General features: G+C 70.8%; 24 protein-coding genes and 1 pseudogene. 11 read left to right on the top strand and 14 right to left on the bottom strand.

What is annotated here, in order from left to right; all coding sequences use genetic code 11:
* Positions 1-12: 12 nt before the first annotated feature.
* Positions 13-939, bottom strand: coding sequence for a DUF6807 domain-containing protein (locus tag ACFPQ9_RS29785; RefSeq protein WP_380860053.1), 927 nt, complete (start codon positions 937-939; stop codon positions 13-15).
* Positions 936-2,123, bottom strand: a complete 1,188-nt coding sequence (locus ACFPQ9_RS29780; protein ID WP_380860051.1) for a Gfo/Idh/MocA family protein — start codon at positions 2,121-2,123, stop codon at positions 936-938. Before ACFPQ9_RS29780 ends, ACFPQ9_RS29785 begins: the two co-directional genes overlap by 4 nt.
* A gap of 322 nt (positions 2,124-2,445) precedes the next feature.
* Between ACFPQ9_RS29780 and ACFPQ9_RS29775 the strand changes: the two genes are divergently transcribed.
* The 3 genes from ACFPQ9_RS29775 to ACFPQ9_RS29765 all read left to right on the top strand — a co-directional run bounded on the left by ACFPQ9_RS29775 (position 2,446) and on the right by ACFPQ9_RS29765 (position 4,203).
* A complete protein-coding gene (locus ACFPQ9_RS29775; protein ID WP_380860049.1) occupies positions 2,446-3,321 on the top strand; it encodes an undecaprenyl-diphosphate phosphatase in 876 nt (291 codons plus the stop codon).
* A 44-nt stretch (positions 3,322-3,365) separates the two neighbouring features.
* The gene (locus tag ACFPQ9_RS29770; protein ID WP_380860046.1) at positions 3,366-3,857 is read left to right on the top strand and encodes a DUF1877 family protein; all 492 of its coding nucleotides are present in this window, start codon (positions 3,366-3,368) and stop codon (positions 3,855-3,857) included.
* A gap of 166 nt (positions 3,858-4,023) precedes the next feature.
* Positions 4,024-4,203, top strand: coding sequence for a hypothetical protein (locus ACFPQ9_RS29765; RefSeq protein WP_380860043.1), 180 nt, complete (start codon positions 4,024-4,026; stop codon positions 4,201-4,203).
* A gap of 218 nt (positions 4,204-4,421) precedes the next feature.
* Here ACFPQ9_RS29765 and ACFPQ9_RS29760 read toward each other — a convergent pair whose 3' ends face one another.
* A complete protein-coding gene (locus tag ACFPQ9_RS29760; RefSeq protein WP_380860040.1) occupies positions 4,422-6,011 on the bottom strand; it encodes a PQQ-binding-like beta-propeller repeat protein in 1,590 nt (529 codons plus the stop codon).
* A gap of 212 nt (positions 6,012-6,223) precedes the next feature.
* Here ACFPQ9_RS29760 and ACFPQ9_RS29755 point away from each other — a divergent pair, with 212 nt between their 5' ends.
* On the top strand, positions 6,224-7,471 hold the full coding sequence (locus ACFPQ9_RS29755) for a hypothetical protein (protein ID WP_380860037.1): 1,248 nt from the start codon (positions 6,224-6,226) through the stop codon (positions 7,469-7,471).
* Between the two features lie 108 nt (positions 7,472-7,579).
* Here ACFPQ9_RS29755 and ACFPQ9_RS29750 read toward each other — a convergent pair whose 3' ends face one another.
* The gene (locus ACFPQ9_RS29750; RefSeq protein ID WP_380861306.1) at positions 7,580-8,221 is read right to left on the bottom strand and encodes a hypothetical protein; all 642 of its coding nucleotides are present in this window, start codon (positions 8,219-8,221) and stop codon (positions 7,580-7,582) included.
* A gap of 137 nt (positions 8,222-8,358) precedes the next feature.
* Here ACFPQ9_RS29750 and ACFPQ9_RS29745 point away from each other — a divergent pair, with 137 nt between their 5' ends.
* Together ACFPQ9_RS29745 and lnt are read left to right on the top strand one after the other, a co-directional pair.
* Complete coding sequence (locus tag ACFPQ9_RS29745) at positions 8,359-8,844, top strand: nuclear transport factor 2 family protein (protein WP_380860034.1); 486 nt, start codon at positions 8,359-8,361, stop codon at positions 8,842-8,844.
* A 73-nt stretch (positions 8,845-8,917) separates the two neighbouring features.
* Positions 8,918-10,505 (top strand): annotated as a pseudogene (gene lnt / locus ACFPQ9_RS29740) (apolipoprotein N-acyltransferase).
* Here the strand turns inward: lnt and ACFPQ9_RS29735 are convergent.
* Together ACFPQ9_RS29735 and ACFPQ9_RS29730 are read right to left on the bottom strand one after the other, a co-directional pair.
* A complete protein-coding gene (locus tag ACFPQ9_RS29735) occupies positions 10,429-11,334 on the bottom strand; it encodes a Gfo/Idh/MocA family protein (RefSeq protein WP_380860031.1) in 906 nt (301 codons plus the stop codon). The pseudogene lnt and the gene ACFPQ9_RS29735 overlap by 77 nt on opposite strands.
* Before the next feature lie 13 nt (positions 11,335-11,347).
* Complete coding sequence (locus tag ACFPQ9_RS29730; RefSeq protein ID WP_380860028.1) at positions 11,348-12,550, bottom strand: FAD-dependent monooxygenase; 1,203 nt, start codon at positions 12,548-12,550, stop codon at positions 11,348-11,350.
* Between the two features lie 84 nt (positions 12,551-12,634).
* Here ACFPQ9_RS29730 and ACFPQ9_RS29725 point away from each other — a divergent pair, with 84 nt between their 5' ends.
* From ACFPQ9_RS29725 to ACFPQ9_RS29715, 3 genes are all read left to right on the top strand, one after another.
* Positions 12,635-13,282: a TetR/AcrR family transcriptional regulator gene (locus ACFPQ9_RS29725; RefSeq protein WP_380860025.1), complete on the top strand. Its 648-nt coding sequence runs from the start codon at positions 12,635-12,637 to the stop codon at positions 13,280-13,282.
* A gap of 19 nt (positions 13,283-13,301) precedes the next feature.
* Positions 13,302-13,814 carry a DinB family protein gene (locus ACFPQ9_RS29720; RefSeq protein ID WP_380860022.1) on the top strand — a complete coding sequence of 171 codons (513 nt, stop codon included), beginning with the start codon at positions 13,302-13,304 and terminating at the stop codon, positions 13,812-13,814.
* A gap of 112 nt (positions 13,815-13,926) precedes the next feature.
* Positions 13,927-14,439 carry a hypothetical protein gene (locus ACFPQ9_RS29715; RefSeq protein ID WP_380860020.1) on the top strand — a complete coding sequence of 171 codons (513 nt, stop codon included), beginning with the start codon at positions 13,927-13,929 and terminating at the stop codon, positions 14,437-14,439.
* A 23-nt stretch (positions 14,440-14,462) separates the two neighbouring features.
* Here the strand turns inward: ACFPQ9_RS29715 and ACFPQ9_RS29710 are convergent, their stop codons facing one another.
* From ACFPQ9_RS29710 to ACFPQ9_RS29680, 7 genes are all read right to left on the bottom strand, one after another.
* On the bottom strand, positions 14,463-14,918 hold the full coding sequence (locus tag ACFPQ9_RS29710) for a hypothetical protein (protein ID WP_380860017.1): 456 nt from the start codon (positions 14,916-14,918) through the stop codon (positions 14,463-14,465).
* A 130-nt stretch (positions 14,919-15,048) separates the two neighbouring features.
* Positions 15,049-15,732, bottom strand: coding sequence for a uracil-DNA glycosylase (gene ung / locus ACFPQ9_RS29705; protein ID WP_380860014.1), 684 nt, complete (start codon positions 15,730-15,732; stop codon positions 15,049-15,051).
* A gap of 114 nt (positions 15,733-15,846) precedes the next feature.
* Positions 15,847-17,433, bottom strand: coding sequence for an ABC transporter substrate-binding protein (locus ACFPQ9_RS29700; protein ID WP_380860011.1), 1,587 nt, complete (start codon positions 17,431-17,433; stop codon positions 15,847-15,849).
* A 208-nt stretch (positions 17,434-17,641) separates the two neighbouring features.
* Positions 17,642-18,403 carry an SDR family oxidoreductase gene (locus ACFPQ9_RS29695; RefSeq protein ID WP_380860008.1) on the bottom strand — a complete coding sequence of 254 codons (762 nt, stop codon included), beginning with the start codon at positions 18,401-18,403 and terminating at the stop codon, positions 17,642-17,644.
* A 19-nt stretch (positions 18,404-18,422) separates the two neighbouring features.
* A complete protein-coding gene (gene fabG / locus ACFPQ9_RS29690; RefSeq protein ID WP_107912163.1) occupies positions 18,423-19,184 on the bottom strand; it encodes a 3-oxoacyl-ACP reductase FabG in 762 nt (253 codons plus the stop codon).
* 113 nt (positions 19,185-19,297) lie between these two features.
* Positions 19,298-19,747, bottom strand: coding sequence for a DUF3037 domain-containing protein (locus ACFPQ9_RS29685; RefSeq protein WP_380860004.1), 450 nt, complete (start codon positions 19,745-19,747; stop codon positions 19,298-19,300).
* Positions 19,744-20,508, bottom strand: a complete 765-nt coding sequence (locus ACFPQ9_RS29680; protein WP_380859996.1) for a HipA family kinase — start codon at positions 20,506-20,508, stop codon at positions 19,744-19,746. The genes ACFPQ9_RS29685 and ACFPQ9_RS29680 overlap by 4 nt, the downstream gene beginning before the upstream one ends.
* A gap of 219 nt (positions 20,509-20,727) precedes the next feature.
* Here ACFPQ9_RS29680 and ACFPQ9_RS29675 point away from each other — a divergent pair, with 219 nt between their 5' ends.
* Positions 20,728-21,198: a Rieske (2Fe-2S) protein gene (locus ACFPQ9_RS29675; protein ID WP_380859993.1), complete on the top strand. Its 471-nt coding sequence runs from the start codon at positions 20,728-20,730 to the stop codon at positions 21,196-21,198.
* On the opposite strand, the gene ACFPQ9_RS29670 is transcribed toward ACFPQ9_RS29675, so the two are convergent.
* Positions 21,185-21,835, bottom strand: a complete 651-nt coding sequence (locus ACFPQ9_RS29670; protein WP_380859990.1) for a cysteine hydrolase family protein — start codon at positions 21,833-21,835, stop codon at positions 21,185-21,187. The genes ACFPQ9_RS29675 and ACFPQ9_RS29670 overlap by 14 nt on opposite strands.
* 141 nt (positions 21,836-21,976) lie before the next feature.
* On the opposite strand from ACFPQ9_RS29670, the gene ACFPQ9_RS29665 reads away from it, so the two are divergent.
* Positions 21,977-22,444 carry a pyridoxamine 5'-phosphate oxidase family protein gene (locus tag ACFPQ9_RS29665; RefSeq protein ID WP_380859987.1) on the top strand — a complete coding sequence of 156 codons (468 nt, stop codon included), beginning with the start codon at positions 21,977-21,979 and terminating at the stop codon, positions 22,442-22,444.
* The last annotated feature ends 5 nt before the right edge of the window (positions 22,445-22,449 follow it).

Here is a 22,449-nt window from a genome sequence, read left to right as displayed (position 1 = left end):
GGCCGTACTCAGTCACCAGGGATGTGTCTCCAGGTACTTGGTGATCTCCTCGCGCTCCCACGCCCCGTCGGCCACGACGACCCGATAGCGCCGCGTGAGGGTGTCGCCCGGCGCCAGTTCCAGTTCGTCGTGGAACGCCCAGGACGGGGCCACACCGGCGAACGGCTCGTCGCGTACGAACCAGTGGGCGGGGTGGGCGCCCCGCTCGCCCGCATGATCGTTCTCGGGGGCGTGCGCGAAGACGAGGGTCGCGTGGCCGTCGGTGCCGTCGTGCTCGCCGGAGTACGCCAGCCAGGGCGCCTGACCGCCCATCAAACCGGGGCCCTCACCCTCCGGGGCGATGATCCGGCCGCCCCGGAAGGCGCGCGGGCCGCGCCAGAACAGGCCCGTGTAACCGGCCATCTCCCGCCCGGCGGTCGTGGGGCTGCCGAACCGCAGCGGCTCGTCACGCCGGTTCGTCACGGCGGTGGACCAGGTCAGGGCCCATGAGCCGGACTCCGGTTCGACGTCGTGCACCTCGATCCGGCGCCGTTCGTCCGCCCACAGCTCGCCGCCATGGGGATGCCAGGTCAGTCGCTCGGCGATGACGACCCGGCCGTCCACCGAGGAGACCTCGTCGAATCCGGCGTGGGCCATCGACCCGACCCGCTCGGGGAGTTCGAGATACCCCTGCCCGTGGACGTAGCTGTTGCCGCCCCACAGGTTCGCCCCCGACAGATGCGACGCCGTCAGCGACAGGCCCTTGTGCCAGCGGTGGTCATGGGGCCGGTAGTCGGTGACGACGTCGCCGGCCAGGGTCCGCAGCGGGTGGAGGTACGGCTTCGGCGCCTCCCACGCGGCCTCCGCGCGGTGGACGTAGGCGAGCAGCTCGACGCCGGTGACCGGATCGGTGACGGTGATGCGGTCGCCGTAGGAGTGGAGGATGCGCGGCCCGGTCACGCGACCGCCTCTTCCTCGGGCATGGGCGCCCAGCCCGCCGCACCTCCGTGCATCGCCGTATGGAAGGGGTCGCCGGGGCCGATCTCGCCCGCCCGCACCGTCGCGTCCGTGAACGCCGACTTGTACAGGGCGGCGATCAGCTCCAGGCTCGTCCGCCCGTCCGCGCCGCTGCTGCGCGGCCGCCGCCCGGCGCGCATGCTCGCTACCAGTTCCCGCAGCTGCTCCAGATGCGAACTGGGCACGTCCGCGCCGAAGTCCTGCCAGGTGGCGGCCTCGGCGTCCGGTACGTCGCGGGCCGGCGTGATGCGCCAGTCGTCGTTGCGATGGCCGTAAAGATGGGTCAGTTCCACGGTGGCGCGTTCGCAGTCGATGCGGATGCGGCTGACCTCGTCGGGACTCAGGACACTGTTCACCACGGTCGCCATCGCGCCGTTCGCGAACCGCACTAGGGCGGTCGAGACGTCCTCCGTCTCCACGTCGTGCACCAGACGCCCGGCCATGGCGCGTACCTCGCTCCACGGTCCGAGCAGGTCGAGCAGCAGATCCATCTGATGGATGCCGTGGCCCATCGCGGGGCCTCCGCCCTCGGTTCCCCAGCGGCCGCGCCAGGGCACGGCGTAGTACGCGGCGTCGCGGTACCAGGTGGTCTGGCAGTGCGCGACCAGCGGACGGCCCATGGCCCGCTCGGCCAGCAGGCGCCGTACGTGCCGGGTACCGGATCCGAAGCGGTGCTGGAAGACGATCGAGGCGTAGGGACCGCCGTCCCGGCCCTCCTCGGCCTCGACGGCGTCGAAGTCGGCGAGGCTCGGCACCGGAGGTTTCTCGCACCACACCCAGGCGCCGGCGCGCAGGGCGGCGACGGTCTGGTCCCGGTGGAGCGTGGGCGGGGTGCAGATGACGACCAGGTCGGGCCGCTGCTCCTGGAGCATCCGGTCCGGATCGGTGTAGCCGTGGAGGTCTCCGCCCGCGACGGCACGGAACGACTCGACCGAGGCCGCGTCGATGTCGACGGCGGCGACGAGCTCCGTCTCGCCCTCCTCGGCCAGCCTGACGAGCGCCGGGAGGTGCGAGTCCCGTGCGATGGCACCGGTGCCGATCACGGCGACCCTGACGCGGCGACCGCCGAGCGGCGTGGGGCGGGGCCGGTGCGTGCCGGAGACGGAGGGGACCTCGGATGCGGCCATGGCGGGATCGGACTCCTCCGGGACGACGGACGGCAGACGACGGGGGGCGGGGGGCGGCTTCGCGTGCTGCAGGAAGACAACAGGGATGCGGCAGGGATGCGACATGGTGCAGCAAGCGCTTTCCGCTCGCTGCAAAGTAAGGCGCGGCCCCGCAGCAGGTCAACACCGGTTTACGCACAGGTGCCGAGCGCCCGCCCGGGCCCCTGTGCCGGAGCTGTCATCACGGGGCGCTACGCTGCCCCTCGACACTCGCGATCACTGCGCCGCCGACGCGTGTCCCCCATCGCCCCTTCCACGATCAGCACTTGGACTCCGTAACTTCATGTCTTGGTTCGAATCACTCATCCTCGGACTCGTCCAGGGGCTGACCGAGTTCCTCCCCGTGTCCTCCAGCGCGCATCTGCGGCTGACCGCGGCGTTCTCGGGCTGGGAGGACCCCGGTGCGGCCTTCACGGCGATCACGCAGATCGGCACCGAGGCCGCGGTGCTGATCTACTTCCGCAAGGACATCGGGCGGATCATCTCGGCGTGGCTGCGGTCGCTGACCAACAAGGAGATGCGCCAGGACCACGACGCCCAGATGGGCTGGCTGGTGATCGTCGGCTCGATCCCGATCGGCGTGCTCGGCCTGACGCTCAAGGACCAGATCGAGGGGCCCTTCCGGGACCTGCGGATCACCGCGACGATGCTGATCGTCGTCGGCATCATCATCGGTGTCGCCGACCGGCTGGCGGCGCGTGACGAGACGGGCGGGCGGCACCGCGCGGCCAAGCAGCGCAAGTCGCTGGAGAGCCTGAACGTGAAGGACGGCCTGATCTTCGGCCTGTGCCAGTCCGCGGCCCTGATCCCCGGCGTCTCCCGCTCCGGCGCGACCATCAGCGGCGGCCTCTTCATGGGCTACCAGCGCGAGGCCGCGGCCCGCTACTCCTTCCTGCTCGCGATCCCGGCGGTGCTCGCCTCCGGCCTGTTCGAGCTCAAGGACGCGATGGAGAGCGACCATGTCTCCTGGGGCCCGACGATCTTCGCCACGATCATCGCCTTCGCGACCGGCTACGCGGTCATCGCCTGGTTCATGAAGTACATCTCCACCAAGAGCTTCATGCCGTTCGTCTGGTACCGCATCGCCCTCGGCATCGTCATCATCGTCCTGGTGACGGCGGGAGTACTGAGCCCGCACGCGGCGGAGTCGGCGGGCTGACCCAGCCCCGCACCACCGTGGCTCTGACCCAGCGGTTCGCGCGTGTGACCGCGGAGTACCTGGAACGGTGCCGTACGGCGGCGGCCGAGTCACCGGGGGCGACGCCCGATTGGGACCCGCCCCCCGAGGACCTCCTCGACACGGACTGGGCGATCTGGGGCCTCATCCACCACTGCCGCGCGACGCACGCCGCCGGGGACCTGATCGCACTGCTCGACCGGGCGGTCTCCGGGGACCCGGGCGCAGACATCGGCTTCCTCGATCATGCCGAGGTGTACGACGGCTTCGACGGCCCTCCGCAACTCCTCACCACCACCGCCGTCGCGGCCGTCGCCCACGCCCTGGCCTCCGTCGACCTCGACGGTGTCCTCTCGGATCTGCCGCCCACCACCGAGGAGGCGGCCGCCGCGTGTGGATTCGGGCCGGGATTCAACGGTGATGTACGGGCTTATCTCACCCACCACTTCGCGGCGATGCGGGAGTTCTACGACGGGGCGGCGCGGCAAGGACGCTGCATGGTCGTCTGGACGGACTGAGTCCCGGTCCGCGACTTGAGCCGTCGTTCCGGCCCGCTTTCCGATCCACGATTTGCTGACTCACTGGTCAGTAGCGAAGGTCCGACCGAAATCCGTGACCAATCACATACGTTGCGCGTAGCCGTTCGGTAGCGCACCGTCAGTTCTTGCCCCTAGGCTTGTCGGCATGTCCCCCGATTCCTTAGGCCCTGGTTCCGTGCGGTCTGCCACCGAGGTGAACGAGGCCATTCGTGCCCTGTGGCTGCGCGCGGGCGGCTCGTTGTCCGCTCAAGAACGCGCGGAGTACGAGTTGTTGGTGGTCGAGTGGGCCGCCGCCATTCGCGGCGCGGTGATCGAAGCCGCTTGAAGAGCGGATCCTGAGAAGGACAGCCCCAGTTGACGCCGGGCAGCGGTTGCAGCAGCCCCGTTTGAGGGCGCAAGGCTGCCTCTGGGCCCGCCGGTGTGTGAGGACCTCGTCCTCCACCGGATACGGCCGCTCCAGCGGCAACAGCTCGGCCGCACGCTTCAGTTCGTCGCCCGCACCCGCGCATCGATCTCCGTGGCGGGCGGTTTCCATCGACCCGGTCAACCCGGGACCGAGCAGTCCAGGATCCGCCCGTCCATCGTCCCCACGATCAGCCGCTGTTGCCCAGCCCGGAACACGGCGGACAACGGCGTGACCGGGTGGCCGTGCGCGCCCAGGGTGTGCCGGGCTCGCACCTCGCCCGTCGCCGAGTCCAGGATCTCCACCTCACCGGTGAGATACACGACGTACATCCTCCGCTCGTCGCCGTCGAGATCGGCGAGCGGCTTGTCGGTGCTGTGCACCCAGCGTGCCTCTCCGTCCGGCAGTCGCCGGCTCACGACGTACGTGCCCTCGCGGCCCTCCGCGTAGGTGGCGCCCGGTTCGTAGGACCGGCCGGCGTGGATGAGGGTGTCCGTCAGCTCGACGGCGGGACCGTACCAGGGCTGGAGTGTGGACGCCGGGTCCCAGCGCAGGGGAAAGAGGGGGCGCGGGGTGGCGTGGCCGTGGGCGTCGGGAGGATCGATGGTGTGGATCCACGGCGAGTCGTCGTCCGGGCCGGGTCCGTCCACGTACAGCAGACGGGCGCTGTGTCTGACGCGCAGCGCCGGGGAGTTGGAGCGGCTGGGAGCAAGGTGAAGGCGTGCTGCCTCCTGGTGCGTCGGAGCGAACAGCAGCGTGGCATGGGCGTCGCGCCCTCGCGGGCGCAGGGCGAGCCAGCCTTCGTCCGCGGCGCACAGTGCGGGGGCCGGCGGCACGTCCACGCTGTCCACCACACCGCCGTCCGCCGTCGACATCCGCTGAACTGTGGCCGCGCGGTCGACCAGTCGTCCCGTCACCTCATCGCGCCGGTAGCCTTGATACGTCACCCACGCCGACTCGCCGTCAGGCGCCGCCTCGACCCGGACACTCCCCTCCCCGTCGGCGGGAAGAGTCCACCTCAGCGTGCCCGACGGATCCCAGCATTCGAGGTCCGTGTGCCGCCCGGTGGCGAGCACCCGGCCGTCGGCCGGCACCGCAAGGTCCCGCACCTCCGCCCGTCGCCGCCACCGGCCGTCGGTCAGCCGCGCGAGGGTGTCCTGCACATGAGGGTCGTACAGAAGCCCGCTCTCGACCATCGGATGGCGTGCCTCGTCGGGGTCGACCAGACCGGCCGGAGCGGACAGCCAGTCGTCCACCGCGACGGCCAACTCGAAACCCTTGCGGAAGCCGCCGTCCTTGTCCTCGGGGGAGAGCAGCATCGCGAGCCTGCCGTCCTCCAGCCAGCGCAGGTGGCGCACTTGGCGGCTCTTGCTCAGCAGGTTCGTCACGCACCCGGTCTCCAGGTGCAGCAGGAGCAGTTGGCCCTCGAAGTCCCACGAGCCGTCGTAGCGGCCGGTGCCGACGGCGACGAGCGGTAGCTCGGGGTGAGGCTCAACTGCGCATACGGAGTAGCGGGAGGCGACGACGTGGCGCGGACGGAGGGTGCCGGCCTCGTACACGCCGATCCGATGGCCCAGCCACTGCCCCGTACCGCGCCACATGACGTGCCCGAGGTCACCGGCCGCGATGACACAGCCATGACGCGCATCCGTCACCGCCCACACGGGCCGGCCGATCTCGGCGAACGGCTGGTCCCCGAGTATCCGGCGAACGGTCAGCTCATCCGGCATGACGATCTCCCCCAGGTCGCGCACAGTCTGCCAGGCCCGGCGCTTTCCCGACACTGGTCGGCCGGCGCCGAGCAGTGCCAGGTTCAGAACAGCAGGGAGGGTGGGGCACCGGACGTGCAACTGTTCGGGACCGGCGGGAGTCTAGCGATCGAAGCGATGTTCTCCCGGAAGACACCGTCCGTTCGCCCGCTTTCCGACAGAGGTCTCTCTCCATGCCGATGCCCCCGCACAACCGCCGCGCCTCCCGTGCCGCCGTCGCCGCCCTCGGCGCCGCCGGCCTGATCACACTGGCCGCGGCCCCCGCCGCCTTCGCCGATGAAACCGCACCCGAACTGGTCGTCGGAGGCATCGCGCCGATCGACGGAGTGCAACCGGGGAGCACCTTCGAACTGCCGGTCACCGTGGCGAACAAGGGCACCGGAGCCGCCGAGAAGGTGTGGGTCACCTACGCCGTCACCCGGGGACTCGATTTCACGGAGGTTCCCTCCAACTGCCGAGCACAGCAGGTCCGGTCCTACGACGAGATGCCCGAGAGGTGGACCGTGGCGTGCGGGTTCGACCAGGCGGTGGCGCCGGGCGTCGTCTACACGCCCGAGAGGCCACTTCGTGTCGAGGCCCTGGACCGCGCGTTCAACGACGAGCTGCTTCTGCGCGTCGACGAAAACGATCCAGGGGCGGACGAGAACGGCTATCCGCCGGTGGCAGGGACCGCACCGGCGGTGAAACTGGTCGAAGGGCAGGCCGGGGGCGAGGGGTCCGCGCGAGTTGTCATCGTGCCCGTCACCTCCGTCAACACGGCCGACTACCGGGTGACGGGTGCCGCGTTGAAGGGGCGCGTCGGTGAAACGGTGCCGATGAAGGTGGAGTTCATCAACGCCGGGCCCGCCTGGTTCATGGCCAAGGTGGGGGAGCGAACCGCAAGGGTCATGGTCACGCCGCCCGCCGGAACGTCGGTCGTCAAGACCCCAGGGTTCTGCAAGGCCAAGGGTGAGGCGTACGAGTGCGGCATGAGTCAGCGGGCTCTCAACGAGGGCGGCCGGGAGAGCTACTCCTTCCAGCTGAAGATCGACAAGAGGGTGGCGCACGCCAAGGGCTCGGTGGCACTGAGCACCGATGCGCGGCCTGTCGACCCCGACAAGTCCAACGACAAGGCCGACATCACGCTGGACGTCATGGGTGGGGGGTCGACCGGCTCGCCGGGTGGCCCGAGCGGTGACTCGGGCGGATCGCCCGGCGGAGCGGCCGGCGGAGCGGCCGGTGGGACGGCCGGTGGGACGGCCGGTGGGACGGCCGGTGGGGCGTCATCGGCCGGTGGCAACGGCACCGCGGCGAATGGCGGCCACCTGGCAGAGACCGGGTCCTCGGCGTTGCCGATCACGGGCGTGGCTGCCGCGGCGGTGGTCACGGGCGCGGGCATGCTCGTGGTCGTGCGCCGCCGCCCTGCCCGGAGCCGGAACTGACGACCGTCCGACGCGAACGTTGGAACCCACTCCGGGCCGCCGGCCCGAGGCCTTCGCGCTGCCTTGATCAGCGGCCCGGCTCTCGTCTTCGTCCAGGGCCGTTCCTACTCAGTGGGAGCGGACCTCGGTCGTCCAAAGAGAAAGGTCGCTGCTCGTCGCCACAGCGATGGTCCGACCGGAGGGCGAGAAGCCGGCTGCCCGAAGTTCGGAGTGGTTCGAGTGGAAGATGTGCCACCACCGCTCTCCGTGCGGGCCATGGTGGGGCAACCCGCCGTCGCCCGACAGCAGGACTCGCTCGTTCGGCCAGGCCGGGGCGACGACTTCAAGGGTCCAGCCGTCCTCGGTGGTGGTGTGCAGCCCTCCGCCGAAGAGCCCGGCGATGCGAACGCGGCTTCCGGCGACCGGCCCCAGCCCGGGGCAGGACAGATCGGCAACAGCGTCGGGCGTGCTGTCCAGGGGATCAGGGTCGCGATCCCTGGCGATCTTCTCCCCCGTGACGGCGTCGACGAGACCGTGACCGTCGTGGGAGACGACCATCACCAGGTCACGGCCACTGTCCGGATGCGACGCGAAGCCGATCCCGAGGAGTCCGCCGACCGGTTCGAAGGCAACGCGCCGCCAGGGCTCGGGCGCCGGCACCACCGGAGCCGCGAGCAGCCGGTTCCGCATCGCCTGCTGATACGCAGAGAGCTCAGGCTCAGGCTCACGCTCCGATTGCTCGACCGGAGCAGCCTCCTTGGTCCACCTCATCACGACCCCGTAATCGACCGCGGCCTGTCGTTCTGATCGTTCAAGGGCACAAGCCTCGCCCCGCCACCCGCCCACATCCACTGAATATCGCCGTCCGCCCTCTTGGAACCGTCCACCTCATGCCCAACACTGAGCCGATGACGCAGCGTGTGGAAGTCGCCACCCTGAGGGATCGGTTGGCGGTCGACGAAGTGATCACCGACTACGCGGTGGCCGTGGACGACGGCGACTGGTCCTTGTACCGGAGCCTGTTCACACCGGACGGGCGCGCGGACTACCGCTCGGCCGGCGGCATCGAGGGGGACGCCGGCAGCATCGCCGCGTGGCTGGCGGAGAGTCTGCGGTTGTTCTCGATGCGCCAGCACCTCATCGTCAATCGCAGGGTTCGCTTCGGGCTCCTGGAGCAGGACACCGGCGACACGGCCCGGGTGCAGGCCGACTACCTCAATCCGATGCGGTTCGCGGCGGACGGCGACGGCTCGGCCGCGCCCGACTTCGTGTGCGGCGGCCGCTACGCCTTCGGGCTGCTGCGCACGGACGACGGCTGGCGGCTGCGCGAGGTCGTCGTCCAGGAGAAATGGCGCCGGCTGCCCGAGCGGACCGCCCCGGCGGTGATCGACTGAGCGGACGCCCACTGTCCCACTGTCAGTGCCTGTGAGCACACTGGAAGCACGACGAGGTGGGTAGGGAGGCCGCATGAAGACGATCAGCGACTGGCTCGCCTCACCGTGGCGGCGCTCCACCGCCGCCGTCCTCGCCGGTGCGCTGCCCGTGCTCGCCTTCCCCCAACCGTCACTGTGGTGGTTCGCCTACGTCGCCCTGGTCCCGTGGATCGCCCTCATCCGCACGGCGCCCACCGGGAAGCGGGCACTGCGCGACGGCTGGTGGGGCGGCTTCGGCTTCATGCTGGCGATGCATCACTGGCTCCTTCCCAACCTGCACGTCTTCACGTTCGTCATCGCCGGCCTGCTCGGCGCCCTGTGGGCCCCCTGGGCCTGGCTGGTGCGCCGCTTCCTGGGCGCGGCCGGCCCCTCCCCCGGCCGGGTGGCGGCGGCACTCGCCGTCCTGCCGTCCGGCTGGCTGATGATCGAGCTGGTCCGCTCCTGGCAGGGCCTCGGCGGCCCGTGGGGTGTGCTCGGCTCCAGCCAGTGGCAGGTGGAGCCCGCGCTGCGGCTCGCCTCGGTGGGCGGGGTGTGGCTGATCAGCTTCCTGGTGGTGACCGTGAACGTCGCGGTCGCCGTGCTGGTGACGGTGCGCACGTCCCGGGTGCCCGCGGTCGCCGGTCTCACCGCGACGGCCGTGGCCACCTCGGCGGCCTGGGTGTGGTCCCCGCGCCCCGACGTCCAGGACCGGGTCCGGATAGCCGTCGTACAGCCCGGGGTGATCCAGGGCGGCCCGGACGGCCCCGACCGGCGCTTCGACCGCGAGGAGCAGCTCACCCGTGAACTGGCCGGTCAGGACGTCGACCTGATCGTGTGGGGCGAGAGCAGCGTCGGCTTCGACCTCGGCGAGCGGCCCGAACTCGCCCGGCGGCTCGCGGCGCTCTCACGGGAGACCGGGGTGAACATCCTGGTCAACGTGGACGCGCGGCGCTCCGACAAGCCGGGCATCTACAAGAGCTCCCTCCTCATCGGCCCGGACGGCCCGACCGGCGCCCGCTACGACAAGATGCGGCTGGTCCCCTTCGGGGAGTACATACCGATGCGTTCGATGCTGGGCTGGGCGACGTCCGTGGGCAGGGCGGCCGACGAGGACCGCAGGCGCGGCACGCGGCAGGTCGTGATGGACGCCGGGCACGGGCTGCGGATCGGCCCGATGGTCTGCTTCGAGTCCGCGTTCTCCGACATGAGCCGCAACCTCGCCGACCGTGGCGCGGAGGTGCTGGTCGCGCAGTCGGCGACGTCGACGTTCCAGCAGAGCTGGGCGCCGGAGCAGCATGCCTCGCTGGCCGCGCTGCGCGCCGCCGAGACCGGCCGGCCGATGGTGCACGCGACGCTGACCGGCGTCTCCGCCGTGTACGGCCCGAGCGGGCAGCGCATAGGGCCCTGGCTGGGGACGAGCGCGAGCACGAGCGCGGTCTACGAGGTGCCGCTGTCCGGCGGTGTCACGCCGTACGTCCGCTTCGGCGACTGGCCGGTGCAGATGGCGCTGCTGATCATGGCCGCCTGGTGGGTGAGCGAGGGCGCCCGGACGCTGCGGCCTGCGGTTCAGGCGGTCCGCTCCTGAACCGCACGTACGACCCGCTCGCACAGCTCATGGGTCGCCAGCGCGTCCCGGGCGCTGAGTACCTTGCCCGCGCGCACGGCGTCTAGGAAGGTGAGCACCGCCTGCTCGATGCCGCGCTGCCGGGCCACCGGCACCCAGTCCCCGCGCCGTCGCACGGTCGGCTGGCCCTTGTGGTCGACGACCTCGGCGAGGTTGAGGACCTGACGCTTGGTGTCCTGCCCGGACACCTCCAGGATCTCCTCGGCCGAGCCGCTGAGCCGGTTCATCACGCCGAGCGCGGTGAAGCCGTCCCCGGCGAGCTGGAGCACGACGTGATGCAGCAGCCCGTCCACCAGGCGGGCCCGCACGGTCACGTCGTCGACCGGGCCGGGCGCGAGGAAGCGCAGGGTGTCCACGACGTGGATGAAGTCGTCCAGGATCATCGTGCGCGGCTCTTCCGGCAGCCCGATCCGGTTCTTCTGCATCAGGATCAACTCGCGCGGATGGTCGGCGCACTGCACGTAGCCGGGGGCGTGGCGCCGGTTGAAGCCGACGGCGAGGCTCACGTTCCGCTGCTCGGCGAGCGCGACCAGCCGCTCGGAGTCGGCGAGCCGGTAGGCGAGCGGCTTGTCGACGTACGTCGCCACGCCCGCCTCCAGCAGCCGGGTCACGATCTCCGGGTGGGCGCCGGTGGGCGCGTGCACGAAGGCGGCGTCGAGGTCCTGGGCGAGCAGTGAGTCGAGGTCCTCGTGGCGCTGCCCGGCGGGCAGATGAAGGCCGTCGGCTACCCGGGCGAGCGTCGCGGGCGTACGGGTCTGGAGATGCAGTTCGACCCCGGGCTGTACACCGAGCACCGGCAGGTACGCCTTCTGCGCGATGTCACCGAGTCCGATGCAGCCGACCTTCACAGGGGTGTCTCCTCTAGCTGTCGCCGACCGGGCCGGCGGTTGCCTGCCGGGTCTTCCCGGCAGCATACGGCGCCTGCGGCGGCCGCCAGTCGGCGATGCCCTCGAAGCCCCGCAGGAACAGCAGCGGCGCGACCTTGGACACCGTGGCCAGCGCCGTGTTCCGTACGGCGATCCCGGCGCGGCCGGTCATCATGTTCAGCCGGCCGATGCGAACGGCCTGGCGTGCGACGGCGGCCGTCCGCGGAAGGCGGGCCGCGGTGTAGCCGGAGAGGTCGGTGCCGTGGTGTGCCAGGACGACGGCGTCCTCGATGGCCTGGTTGCCGCCCTGCCCGAGCGTCGGCGGCATCGCGTGCGCGGCGTCCCCGATCAGGGCGACCCGGCCTCGGTGGTACGCGGGCAGCGGGTCGGCGATGTGGTGGACGTCGTGGCGCAGGACGTCCTCGGGGCCTGCGGCGGCGAGGATCGCGGGGATCGGGTCGTGCCAGTCGCCGTACCGGCGCAGCAGTTCGGCCTTCTCGTCGTCGGGGGCATGCTCTCCGGCGGGTGTGACGGCCGCGGCGTAGGCGTAGACGCGGCCGTCCTTGAGCGGGTGCGAGCCCCAGATGCGGCCCCGGCCCCAGGTCTCGTGCGAGGCGAACCGCGCGCCGGGTACGGGGATGACGACCCGCCAGGTGGTGAACCCGGAGTAGACGGTCCCGGGGTGGTGCGGGAAGAGCGCACGCCGTACGTCGGACCGGATGCCGTCGGCTGCGACCACCAGGTCGGCCTCCAGGTCGCCGTCCGGTGTGCTCACGCGCGCCCGCCGGCCGGTGTCGCCCGGGTCGGCGAGGCTCGCGGCGACCCCGGTGCGGACGGCCTCGGACGGGAGGCGTGCGGCGAGGCTGTTGACGAGGGTGGCCCGGTGCAGCAGGACGAGGGGGCCGCCGAAGCGGGCGGCGACGGCGTCGGCGTCCGTGTGGGAGAGCCAGCGGCCGGACGGGGTGCGCAGTCCTCCGTCGCCCTGCCAGGCCGCGAGGTCGCGGATCTCGTCGCCGACGCCGATGACGTCCAGCGCGCGCAGGGAGTTCGGCGCGAGGGAGATGGCCGCGCCGACCGGCTCCAGGGACTGCGCCCGCTCCAGCACGGTGACGTCCCAGCCGCTGTCGCGCAGTGCGACCGCGGCGGTCAGGCCTCCGATGCCGCCGCCGATGACGACGGCCCGCCTCGACTGTGCCATGACTCCTCCTGAGCAGACTACAGGTGTAGTGCCTTCACGCACCGACTGTACTACAGGTGTAGTGAGAGGAGTAGGTTGATCTCCATGTCCGCACGAACAACCTCAATCTCCGAGCGCACCACTGCCGCCTCGCGCGCCGATCTCGTCGCCGACACCGCCCTCGCGCTGCTCGCCGAGCGTGGGATGCGCGGACTCACGCACCGGGCGGTCGACGAGACGGCCGGACTGCCGCAGGGCTCGACGTCGAACGTGGCGCGCACCCGGCAGGCGCTGCTGGAGCTGTCGGTGCGCAGGCTCGCCGAGCGCGAGGCGAAGGTCCTGGCGCTGGAGGAGATGCCGGACCCGCGCGGCGGTGTCGACTCGCTGGTCGACGGGCTGGCACTGGCCACGCACCGCGCCCTGACCCGCAACCGCGAGCTGACCCTCGCCCGTTACGAACTGGCCCTGGAGGCCACCCGCCGCCCAGAGCTGCGTGCCTACTTCGACGCGACCGGCGCCCGCTTCCGCGACCAGCTCATGGCCCTGGTGACCGGGCTGGGCTCGACGACCCCCGCCCGGCACGTGCTGTCGCTGGTCGCGTGGGCGGACGGGCTGATGTTCAGCTGTGTGGCCGGGTCCTTCAACACGGAGGCACCGAGCCTGCAGGAGGTACGGGCAGGTCTGCGCGAGTTGCTCGGCGGGATGTTCGGCGGCGCGTCCGCGCCCGTGAAAACTCCTGGTGAGCCCGGGTGAGTTGAGCGACGATGCAGGCATGACGACACAACGCGACGAGCCCGCCACCACCGCCGACGAGCGCACGATGCTGGAGGGCTGGCTGGACTACCACCGCCGGACGCTCGCCTGGAAGTGCGAGGGCCTGACCGACGCCCAGCTCAGGACCCCATCCGTGGAACCGTCCGAGCTGTCCCTGATGGGGCTGGTGCGGCACATGGCGGAGGTCGAGCGGGGCTGGTTCCGCCAGGTGCTGGTCGCCGACGGCGCCGGGCCGATCTACGGCTCCGAGGCGGACCCGGACGGCGAGTTCCATCTCACCGAGGCGGACACCTGGCAGGAGGCCTACGCCACCTGGCAGGCCGAGATCGACATCGCCCGGCGCAACGCCGCCGGGTTCGGCCTGGACGACCTCTCCAAGGGCCGCAGCAGGCGCACCGGCGACCAGTTCAACCTGCGGTGGATCTACACCCACATGATCGAGGAGTACGCCCGTCACAACGGGCACGCCGACCTGCTGCGCGAGCGGGTGGACGGCGCGACCGGCGACTGACGTCAGCGGGGGCGGGCGCGGGCCGCCCGTACGGGGACGGAGATCACCCGTGTGGACCAACCTCTGCTTGTCCGCTGTCCCAACGGGCGGACGACCCAGCAGAGTTGCGCCCGTGCATCGAACGACGACCACCGCAACGCTCCTGGTCACCGTGGCCGTCTCGGCCCTCGGCGGCTGCACGACGGTCCAGCAGCCGATGGCTCCCGGGGCGCCGTCGGCGCCGTACCGGCCGCCGGTTCCCGGGCCGGGCGTCGCTACCGACCCCAAGGTCGTGCAGGCGCCCGCCCGCGAGGCCCTGACCCTCGTCGACCCGTCCCGGAGCCCCGACGCCTCACCGTCCGACGCACACCCCGCGTCCCCCACGCCCCCGTCACCGGCACGGCCGACACCCCCGCCCCCTCGCTCGCACTCCCCCGAAGACCACCGGGAGCATCGGAATCCCGGCCGCCCGCACTCCGACACTCCTGGCCCGCAACAGCCGGCCGCCCCGGTCCCTGACGTGTCGCAGTCGCTGCCCAAGGAGGTCCGGGGCAACGGGGACATCTGCGCACTGGGCAGGAAGTACGGCGGCTGGCGGCCGGACAGCCCGGAGTCGCAGATCTGCGACCGGACCTACGGACGCTGAGCGCGGTCTCCGGCCGACGCCCCTCAGACGCCTTCTCCCAGCCGCCCCTCCAGCCGCAGGATCCCCGCCCGCACCCCGTCCCCGTAGCTGTCGTCCCCCAGCACCCCCGCCGCCCCCCGCGCCCGCCGCAGATGGGCGATGGCCGCCTCCGTGCGGTCGAGCTTGACGTAGTCGGCCGCCAGGTTCAGGTGCAGCGAGGGGTACAGCGCGCGTACGGCGGCCGCGCCGGCGGCGGCTTCCGCCTCCGTCAGGGCGCGCAGATCCCAGGCCAGTTCGTCCGTGGGGTCGTCCTGGGTGTCGGCCAGGTAGTGGGCCAGCGTGCACCGGTGCAGCGGGTCGGCGTCCTCGCCGAGTTCCGCCCACAGATCCAGCAGGCGGCGCCGGGCCTCCTCGCGGTCCCCGGCGTGATGGAGCATCACGACCTGCCCGATCCGCGTCAGCACGGCGTCCGGCTCCGGCTGCCCCTGTCGCTCCGCCACCGCGTCCTCCGGCCCTCGTCGGCTGGTCCCCCTCCGACGCTAACCGGCCCCACCGGCATTCCCGGTCAGGCGGCTCCGTACGGCGCCGGGCCGGCTCGTCGAAGGACCGGCCCGGTGGACGGCAGGCCGGTCAGCCCAGGTTCGGGATGCGCCAGTCGATCGGCTCGTGGCCCTGCCGGGCCACCGCCTCGTCGATCTGGGTGAACGGGCGGGACCCGAAGAACTTCTTCGCCGACAGCGGCGAGGGGTGCGCCCCCTTGACCACCACGTGGCGCGTCTCGTCGATGAGCGGGAGCTTCTTCTGCGCGTAGTTGCCCCACAGCACGAACACCGCGGGGTCGGGCCGGCCGGCCACGGCCTTGATCACCGCGTCCGTGAACTTCTCCCAGCCCTTGCCCTTGTGCGAGTTCGCCTCGCCGGAGCGGACCGTCAGCACCGCGTTGAGCAGCAGGACGCCCTGCTCGGCCCACGGCATCAGATAGCCGTTGTCCGGAACGGGGTGGCCGAGCTCCTCCTGCATCTCCTTGTAGATGTTGCGCAGCGAGGGCGGTGTCCTCACACCGGGACGGACCGAGAAGCACAGGCCGTGGCCCTGGCCCTCGCCGTGGTACGGGTCCTGGCCGAGGATCAGGACCTTCACCTTGTCGTACGGCGTCGCGTCCAGCGCGGCGAAGACCTCCTCGCGCGGCGGGTAGACGGGACCCTTCGCCCGCTCCTCCTCGACGAACTCGGTCAGCTCCTTGAAGTAGGGCTGCTGCAGCTCGTCGCCCAGAACCCCGCGCCAGGACTCGGGCAGCATGGCGATGTCGGTCACGTCAACGTCCTCACGTGTGTGGTCACTTCCAGGCTCAGAACCTACAGGCGACCACTGACAACGTGCCCCGCGAACGGCCCCTCCCGACCGCCGCGGACCTGCCCCGGCCCCGGTCTACCAGCTGGTCTTCCGGGAGAGTTCCCACAGCATCATGATCGTGGACGGGTCCAGGGCGCGCTCCGCGCCCGAGATGTCCCTGTTCACGGCGAGGAACTGCCGGCCCTGCCACAGCGGCAGCAACCGCGCGTCGTCCACGAGGATCTGCTGTGCCTCCTCGAACTCCTTCACCACGTTGCCCCGGTCCGACTCACGGCGGGAGTCGGGCAGCAGTTGAGTGGTGATCTTGGTGGCCTCGTAGGGCGTGCCCAGCGCGTTCTGCTTGCCGACGAACGGGGAGATGTAGTTGTCCGCGTCCGGGAAGTCCGGGAACCAGCCTCGGCCGAACACCGGGTACTCGCCCTTCTGGTAACCGGGGGCGTACGTCTTCCAGGGGCGGCTCTTGAGAGTGATCTCGAACAGGCCCGAGGCGTTCAGCTGGCGCTTCAGCTCCTCGAACATAAGCGCCGTCTCGGAGCCGTAGCGGTCCGTGGTGTACCAGAAGGTGAGCGGCACCGGCTCGTTGATGCCCGCCTTGGTGAGGATCTCGCGGGCCTTGGAGACGCTGGGGTCGCCGTAGTCGTCGAAGAAGCCGGTCGTGTGGCCGGTCAGGCCCTTGGGGACCATGGAGTACAGCGGGTCGACGGTGTCCCGGTAGATCTTGTGCGCGATGGCCCCGCGGTCGACGACCTGGGCGATGGCCTGGCGCACCTCCTTCTTGGCGGCCCACGGGTCCTTGGGATTGAACACCAGGTAGCTGATGTCGGCCCCGGTGCCCTCGACGAGCTGGAGCTCGGCCTCCTTGAAGCTCTTGCCCTGCAGGTCGATGACATCGGCGGCCGCGAGACCGCGGTCGGTCAGGTCGATCTGCTTGGCCTTCAGCGCCTTGACCATCGAGGCGGAGTCCTGGAAGTAGCGGATCGTCACCGCGTCGTTCTTGAGGTCCGCGTAACCCTTGTAGCTGTCGTTGCGCACGAGTTCGGCCCGCTGGCCCTCTTCGTACGACTTGAGCGCGAACGGGCCCGAGCCGACCACTTCGCCGTCCTCGCGGAGGCTCTCGGCCGGGTAGGAGTCCGGGTCGACGATCGCCATGGCGGGGGTGGAGAGGACGAACGGGAAGGTCGCGTCGGCCTGGTTGAGGTAGAAGACGACCTCGTTGTCGCTCGGCGCCTGCACCCGCTCGAGGCTGCCCAGCAGACCGGCGGGACCACCATTGACGTTGATCTTGCGGATCCGGTCGATGGAGTGCTTGACCGCCTTGGCGTCGAGCTTGTCGCCGTTGGAGAAGGTCAGGTCGTCGCGCAGTTCGCAGCGGAAGATCTGCTTGGAGCTGTCCGTGAAGTCACAGCTCTTGGCCGCGTCCGGCCGGGGCGTGGTCGCGCCGACGGGGTAGCTCAGCAACGTCTGGTAAATGTTGCGGAACAGCTCCCAGGAGCCGTCCCAGGAGGCCGCAGGATCCAGTGTGCTCGGGGCACTGGTGGTTCCCACCACGATGGGGCCCTCGTCGTCCGGGGCATCGGACGGCAGCAGGCCGCATCCAGTGACCAGGGACGATATGGACGCGATGGCCGCCACCCGCCGCAGGCATCGGTTCCAGTTGAACACGCGCACACTCCTCGATCTGCCATACCAAGGGTCGGCGAACGATACCGCAGTGTTCCGGCCGTTGGACCTCCTGTCTCGTGGCGCACTTGTTCGTTTTTTTGATGACTACGTTGTCAGATGTTTAGTGATCTTCCCGGACGTCGACACGGGCGCCGCTGATGTCCAGCGGCGCCCGTGTCGAGTGGTGTCGAGAGTCGTGTCCCGAGGGTCAGCCGACGCCCGCGTTGAGGAAGATGCCGCCGTCGACGACGAGCGTCTGCCCGGTGACCCAGTCGGACTGGTCCGAGGTGAGGAACGCGGCGGCGCCGCCGATGTCGGAGGGGACGCCGAGCCGGCCCAGCGGGTAGGACGCGGCGGCCTCCGCCTCCCGGCCCTCGTACAGGGCCTGGGCGAACTTGGTCTTCACCACGGCCGGGGCGATCGCGTTGACCCGCACCTTGGGCGCGAACTCGTGCGCCATCTGCTGGGTGAGGTTGATCATCGCGGCCTTGCTGACGCCGTAGGCGGCGATGAACGGCGAGGGCGCGATACCCGCGACGGAAGCGATGTTGACGATCGCGCCGCCGTTGTCCTTCTGCCAGGCGTGCCAGGTCTTCTGCGCGAAGCCGAGCGCCGAGATCACATTGGTCTCGAACACCTTGCGGGCGACGCCCAGGTCCAGATCGGCCAGCGGTCCGAACACCGGGTTGGTACCGGCGTTGTTGACCAGGTAGTCGACCCGGCCGAAGGCCTCCATGGCGCGCTCGACGGCGATGGCCTGGTGGGCCTCGTCGTGCGCCTTGCCGGCCACGTAGACGGCGCGCTCGGCGCCGAGCTGCTCGACGGCCTCCTTGAGGGCGTCCTCGCCCCGGCCGGTGATGACGACGCGGTCGCCGCGTGCGACGAGGGCCTCGGCGACGCCGTAGCCGATGCCGCGGCTGGCGCCCGTGACGAGAGCGACCTTGCCGGAGAGTGCAGGCAGTTCAGTCATGTCCGTGTCTTCCCAGTCCCTAGTCGAGCGGTCCGCCGGCGACGTACAGCACCTGGCCGGAGACGAACCCGGCCGCCTCGCCCGTGAAGAAGGCGATGGCGTTGGCGATGTCGTCGGGCTCACCGACGCGGGCCACCGGGATCTGGGTGGCGGCGGCGGCCTTGAAGTCCTCGAAGCCCATGCCGACGCGGTCGGCCGTGGCCTTGGTCATCTCGGTGGCGATGAAGCCGGGGGCGACGGCGTTGGCGGTGACGCCGAACTTGCCGAGCTCCTTGGCGAGGGTCTTGGTGAAGCCCTGGAGTCCGGCCTTGGCGGCGGAGTAGTTGACCTGGCCGCGGTTGCCGAGCGCGGAGGACGAGGAGAGGTTGACGATCCGGCCGAAGCCCGCGTCGACCATGTGCTTCTGGCAGGCCTTGGACATCAGGAAGGCGCCGCGCAGGTGGACGTTCATGACCGTGTCCCAGTCGGCCACGCTCATCTTGAACAGCAGGTTGTCGCGCAGCACGCCCGCGTTGTTGACCAGAATCGTCGGGGCACCGAGCTCCTCGGCGATCCGCGCGACGGCGGCCTCGACCTGCGCCTCGTCGGAGACGTCGCAGCCGACCGCGATGGCCTTGCCGCCGGCCGCGGTGATCTTCTCCACGGTGTCCTTGCAGGCGGCCTCGTCGAGGTCGATCACGGCGACCGCGCGGCCCTCGGCGGCCAGCCGTACGGCGGTGGCGGCGCCGATCCCGCGCGCTCCGCCGGTGACTACGGCGACCCGCTGATCAGTGGTGGACATCAGAGACTCTCCTCGGTGAGCGACCGCTTAGTACCTTCGATGGACGTGACGCTAGAAGTCCTGGCACGCGGTGTCAACGGTGGCCGCGCGCATGTGATCCATTACCTGATCCCTCACTTCACCAACAGCTCGAGCAGCCGCTCGGCCTCGGCCGCCGGATCGGAGGTGAGCCCGGTGTGCACGGGCCCGGGCTGGACGACCGTCGAGCGGGGTGCGATGAGCCAGCGAAAGCGCCGCCCGGCGTCGTCGCCGGCCGCCTGCCCCGCCCCCTCGCTGCCGCCGCAGACGCGCTCGACCGCGCCGAGCGCGAAACGGATACCGGCCACGTCCGCCTCCGGGTCGAGGGCGAGCAGCCGTGCCTCGTCGAGGTGGGTGCGGGCGCCGACGTAGCCTTGGGGCCGGCAGTACACCAGCACGCCCGCGTTGATGCACTCGCCGCGTTCGACGCGGGGTACGACGCGCAGGAGGGCGTACTCGAAGACATCCCGGTCGTTCGACTCGCTCCCCCGGATGATGTGGCGCTCGACCACATGCCCGGCCATGTGAATGTGGCGCTCGCTCACTTGCCCTCCTCGATTCCGGTGACGCGCTCATGGATGACGGCGGCCCGGGCCAGCAGGGGTGCCGCGTAGGCCCGCCGGAGGTCGTCCGGGGTGTCGAAGCCCGGCTCGGCGGCCAGCCAGGCGTCCGGGATCTCGGCGGTCACCTCGGTGAGCAGTTCCTCGGTGACCAGCGGCGCCAACTCGGCGGCGGCGCCGCGCACATCGGGCGCGAAGGAGGCGAGGGCGTGGTCGGAGGCGTCGTAGGCGCGCTCCGCCGAGGCCTGCGCGCCGGGCCAGTTGTGGTGCCAGATCATGGTCGCGCCGTGGTCGATGAGCCACAGGTCGCGCTTCCACATCAGCAGGTTGGGGTTGCGCCAGGAGCGGTCGACGTTGTTCACCAGCGCGTCGAACCAGACGATGCGCCCGGCTTCCCCGGAGCTCACCTCGAAGGCGAGGGGGTCGAAGCCGAGCGCGCCGGAGAGGAAGTCCATCCCGAGGTTGGTGCCGCCGCTGGACCTGAGCAGCTCCTGCACCTGCTGGTCGGGTTCGCCGAGACCCAGGACCGGGTCGAGCTCGACGGCCACCAGGCGGGGGACCCTGAACCCGAGCCTGCGGGCGAGCTCGCCGCAGACGATCTCGGCGATCAGCGTCTTGCGGCCCTGCCCGGCGCCGGTGAACTTCATGACGTACGTCCCGAAGTCGTCGGCTTCGACGAGTCCCGGCAGTGAGCCGCCCTCACGCAGGGGCGTGATGTAGCGGGTCGCGATGACTTCCTTGAGCATCGCCCCAGGTTACTGGCGCGAAGAGGGGCCGGGGGCGGCCCCTGCGGGCGGCGGTGCGTCGGCGTCGACAGCGGATCGACAGCTCCGGACAGGGAACCGACAGCTCCGCTTTACCCACCTCCTGCCCGGACCGGGTCAGGATTTCGACATCGTCTGAACAGCCGGTCCCAAAGGACCGTACCTCTCGGCAGATCACGAATGACGGGAAGGAACGTCAGCATGACCAGCGAATCAGTTCAGCCGGTGTCGGGACCGAGCCGCCGCACCGTCGTGGCGGCGGTCGGCGCGGCAGGGCTCGCCGTTGCGCTGACCGCGTGCGGATCGGACGACGAGGCGTCCGGCTCGTCCACCGAACAGGGCGCCGCCGCGGGTGGCGGCGCGAGCACCGAGGCGGGCGGCGGTGGCGCGGCGCTCGCGAAGACCGCCGACATCCCGGAGGGCGGCGGCAAGGTCTTCGGCGACGAGAAGGTGGTCGTGTCGCAGCCCGCGGCGGGCGACTTCAAGTGCTTCTCGACGATCTGCACCCACCAGAACTGCCCGATGACGGACCTCAAGGAGGACACCCTGTCCTGCGCCTGTCACGGCAGTCAGTTCTCCGTCCTCGACGGCAGCGTGAAGAAGGGGCCCGCGACCCAGCCGCTGGCCGCCAAGCAGATCAGCGTGTCGGGCGACTCGATCACGCTGGCCTGACCCGGCGCGGACGCTCCAGGCAGCCCAGCACCTCGTCCGTGGTCGCGACCGTGGCGACCAACGCGAGGGTGTGGCTGATCATCGCGGGGGTGTAGTCGGAGGGCACCCCCGCGATGGCGTCCGAGGGCACCACGGCCGTGTATCCGCGGTTGACGGCGTCGAACACGGCGTTGGGGACGGCCACATTGGCCGAGACCCCCGTGATCACGAGTGTGCGGCAGCCGAGGTTGCGCAACAGGGCGTCGACGTCGGTGCCCTGGATCGGGGACAGGCCGTGCAACCGCCGTACGACGAGGTCCTCTTCGGCGACTTCGATCGGCGCCGCCACGCGTACCGCCTCGGTACCGGACAGCTGTTGGACGGGGAGCCGTTCGGCGGCGCGGAAGAGGCGGGCGTTGTGGTTGGCGCCGCGGCCGTCGGGGCGGCGTTCGGCGATCGCATGGATCACCTGGACACCATGCTCGTGGGCCGCGGCGACCAGCCGGGCCACATTGGCGAGCGCGCCCGAATCCCGTGCCTCCTTGGCGAGTTCGGGCAGTGCGCTGTCCGGGCCGACGACGCCCTGCTGGCATTCGACGGTGAGCAGGACGGTGGTGGCGGGGTCGAGGAGTGCGCTGAGTCGGTCGTACGACGGCATGGAGTCTCCCTGTGCCCGACGGCGGCGGCGTGGCGGGCGAGCGTAGCCACCATTGCGTAGGGAAGGAAGACGACTCATTCTTTTCTGACGTGATGTCAGAGGATCTCTCCTCTGGCACGACGTGGGAGAAGAGGGGGCCGTATGACCGTCACTCAGCGCCGGGGCCGGAAGATCATGATGACGCCCGGTGAGCTGGACGAGTTCCTCACCGAGCAGCGCACCTGCCGGGTCGCCACCGTGTCCGCCACTGGGTTTCCGCATGTCAGCGCCCTGTGGTTCGCCTGGGACGGCAACTCGCTGTGGCTGTACTCGGTCGTCCGCAGCAAGCGGTGGACCGATCTGCGGCGCGATCCGCGGGTCGCGATCGTGATCGACACGGGCGAGGAGTACGAGCAGTTGCGTGGCGTCGAGCTGTCCGGCACCGTCGAGTTCGTGGGCGAGAGCCCGCGGGTCGGCGAGCTGCGCGCCGAACTCGACGTGCCCGAGACGCTGTTCGCCCGCAAGAACTTCGGCCTCGACGAGATGCCGCACGACGGCCGGCACGCCTGGATACGCCTGACGCCCGAGAAGATCGTCTCCTGGGACTTCCGGAAGCTGGGGTCGGCATAGCGGGG

Source organism: Streptomyces coerulescens (genome assembly GCF_042657965.1).
GTDB lineage: Bacteria > Actinomycetota > Actinomycetes > Streptomycetales > Streptomycetaceae > Streptomyces > Streptomyces coerulescens.
This window is presented reverse-complemented; position numbering and strand designations above follow the sequence as displayed.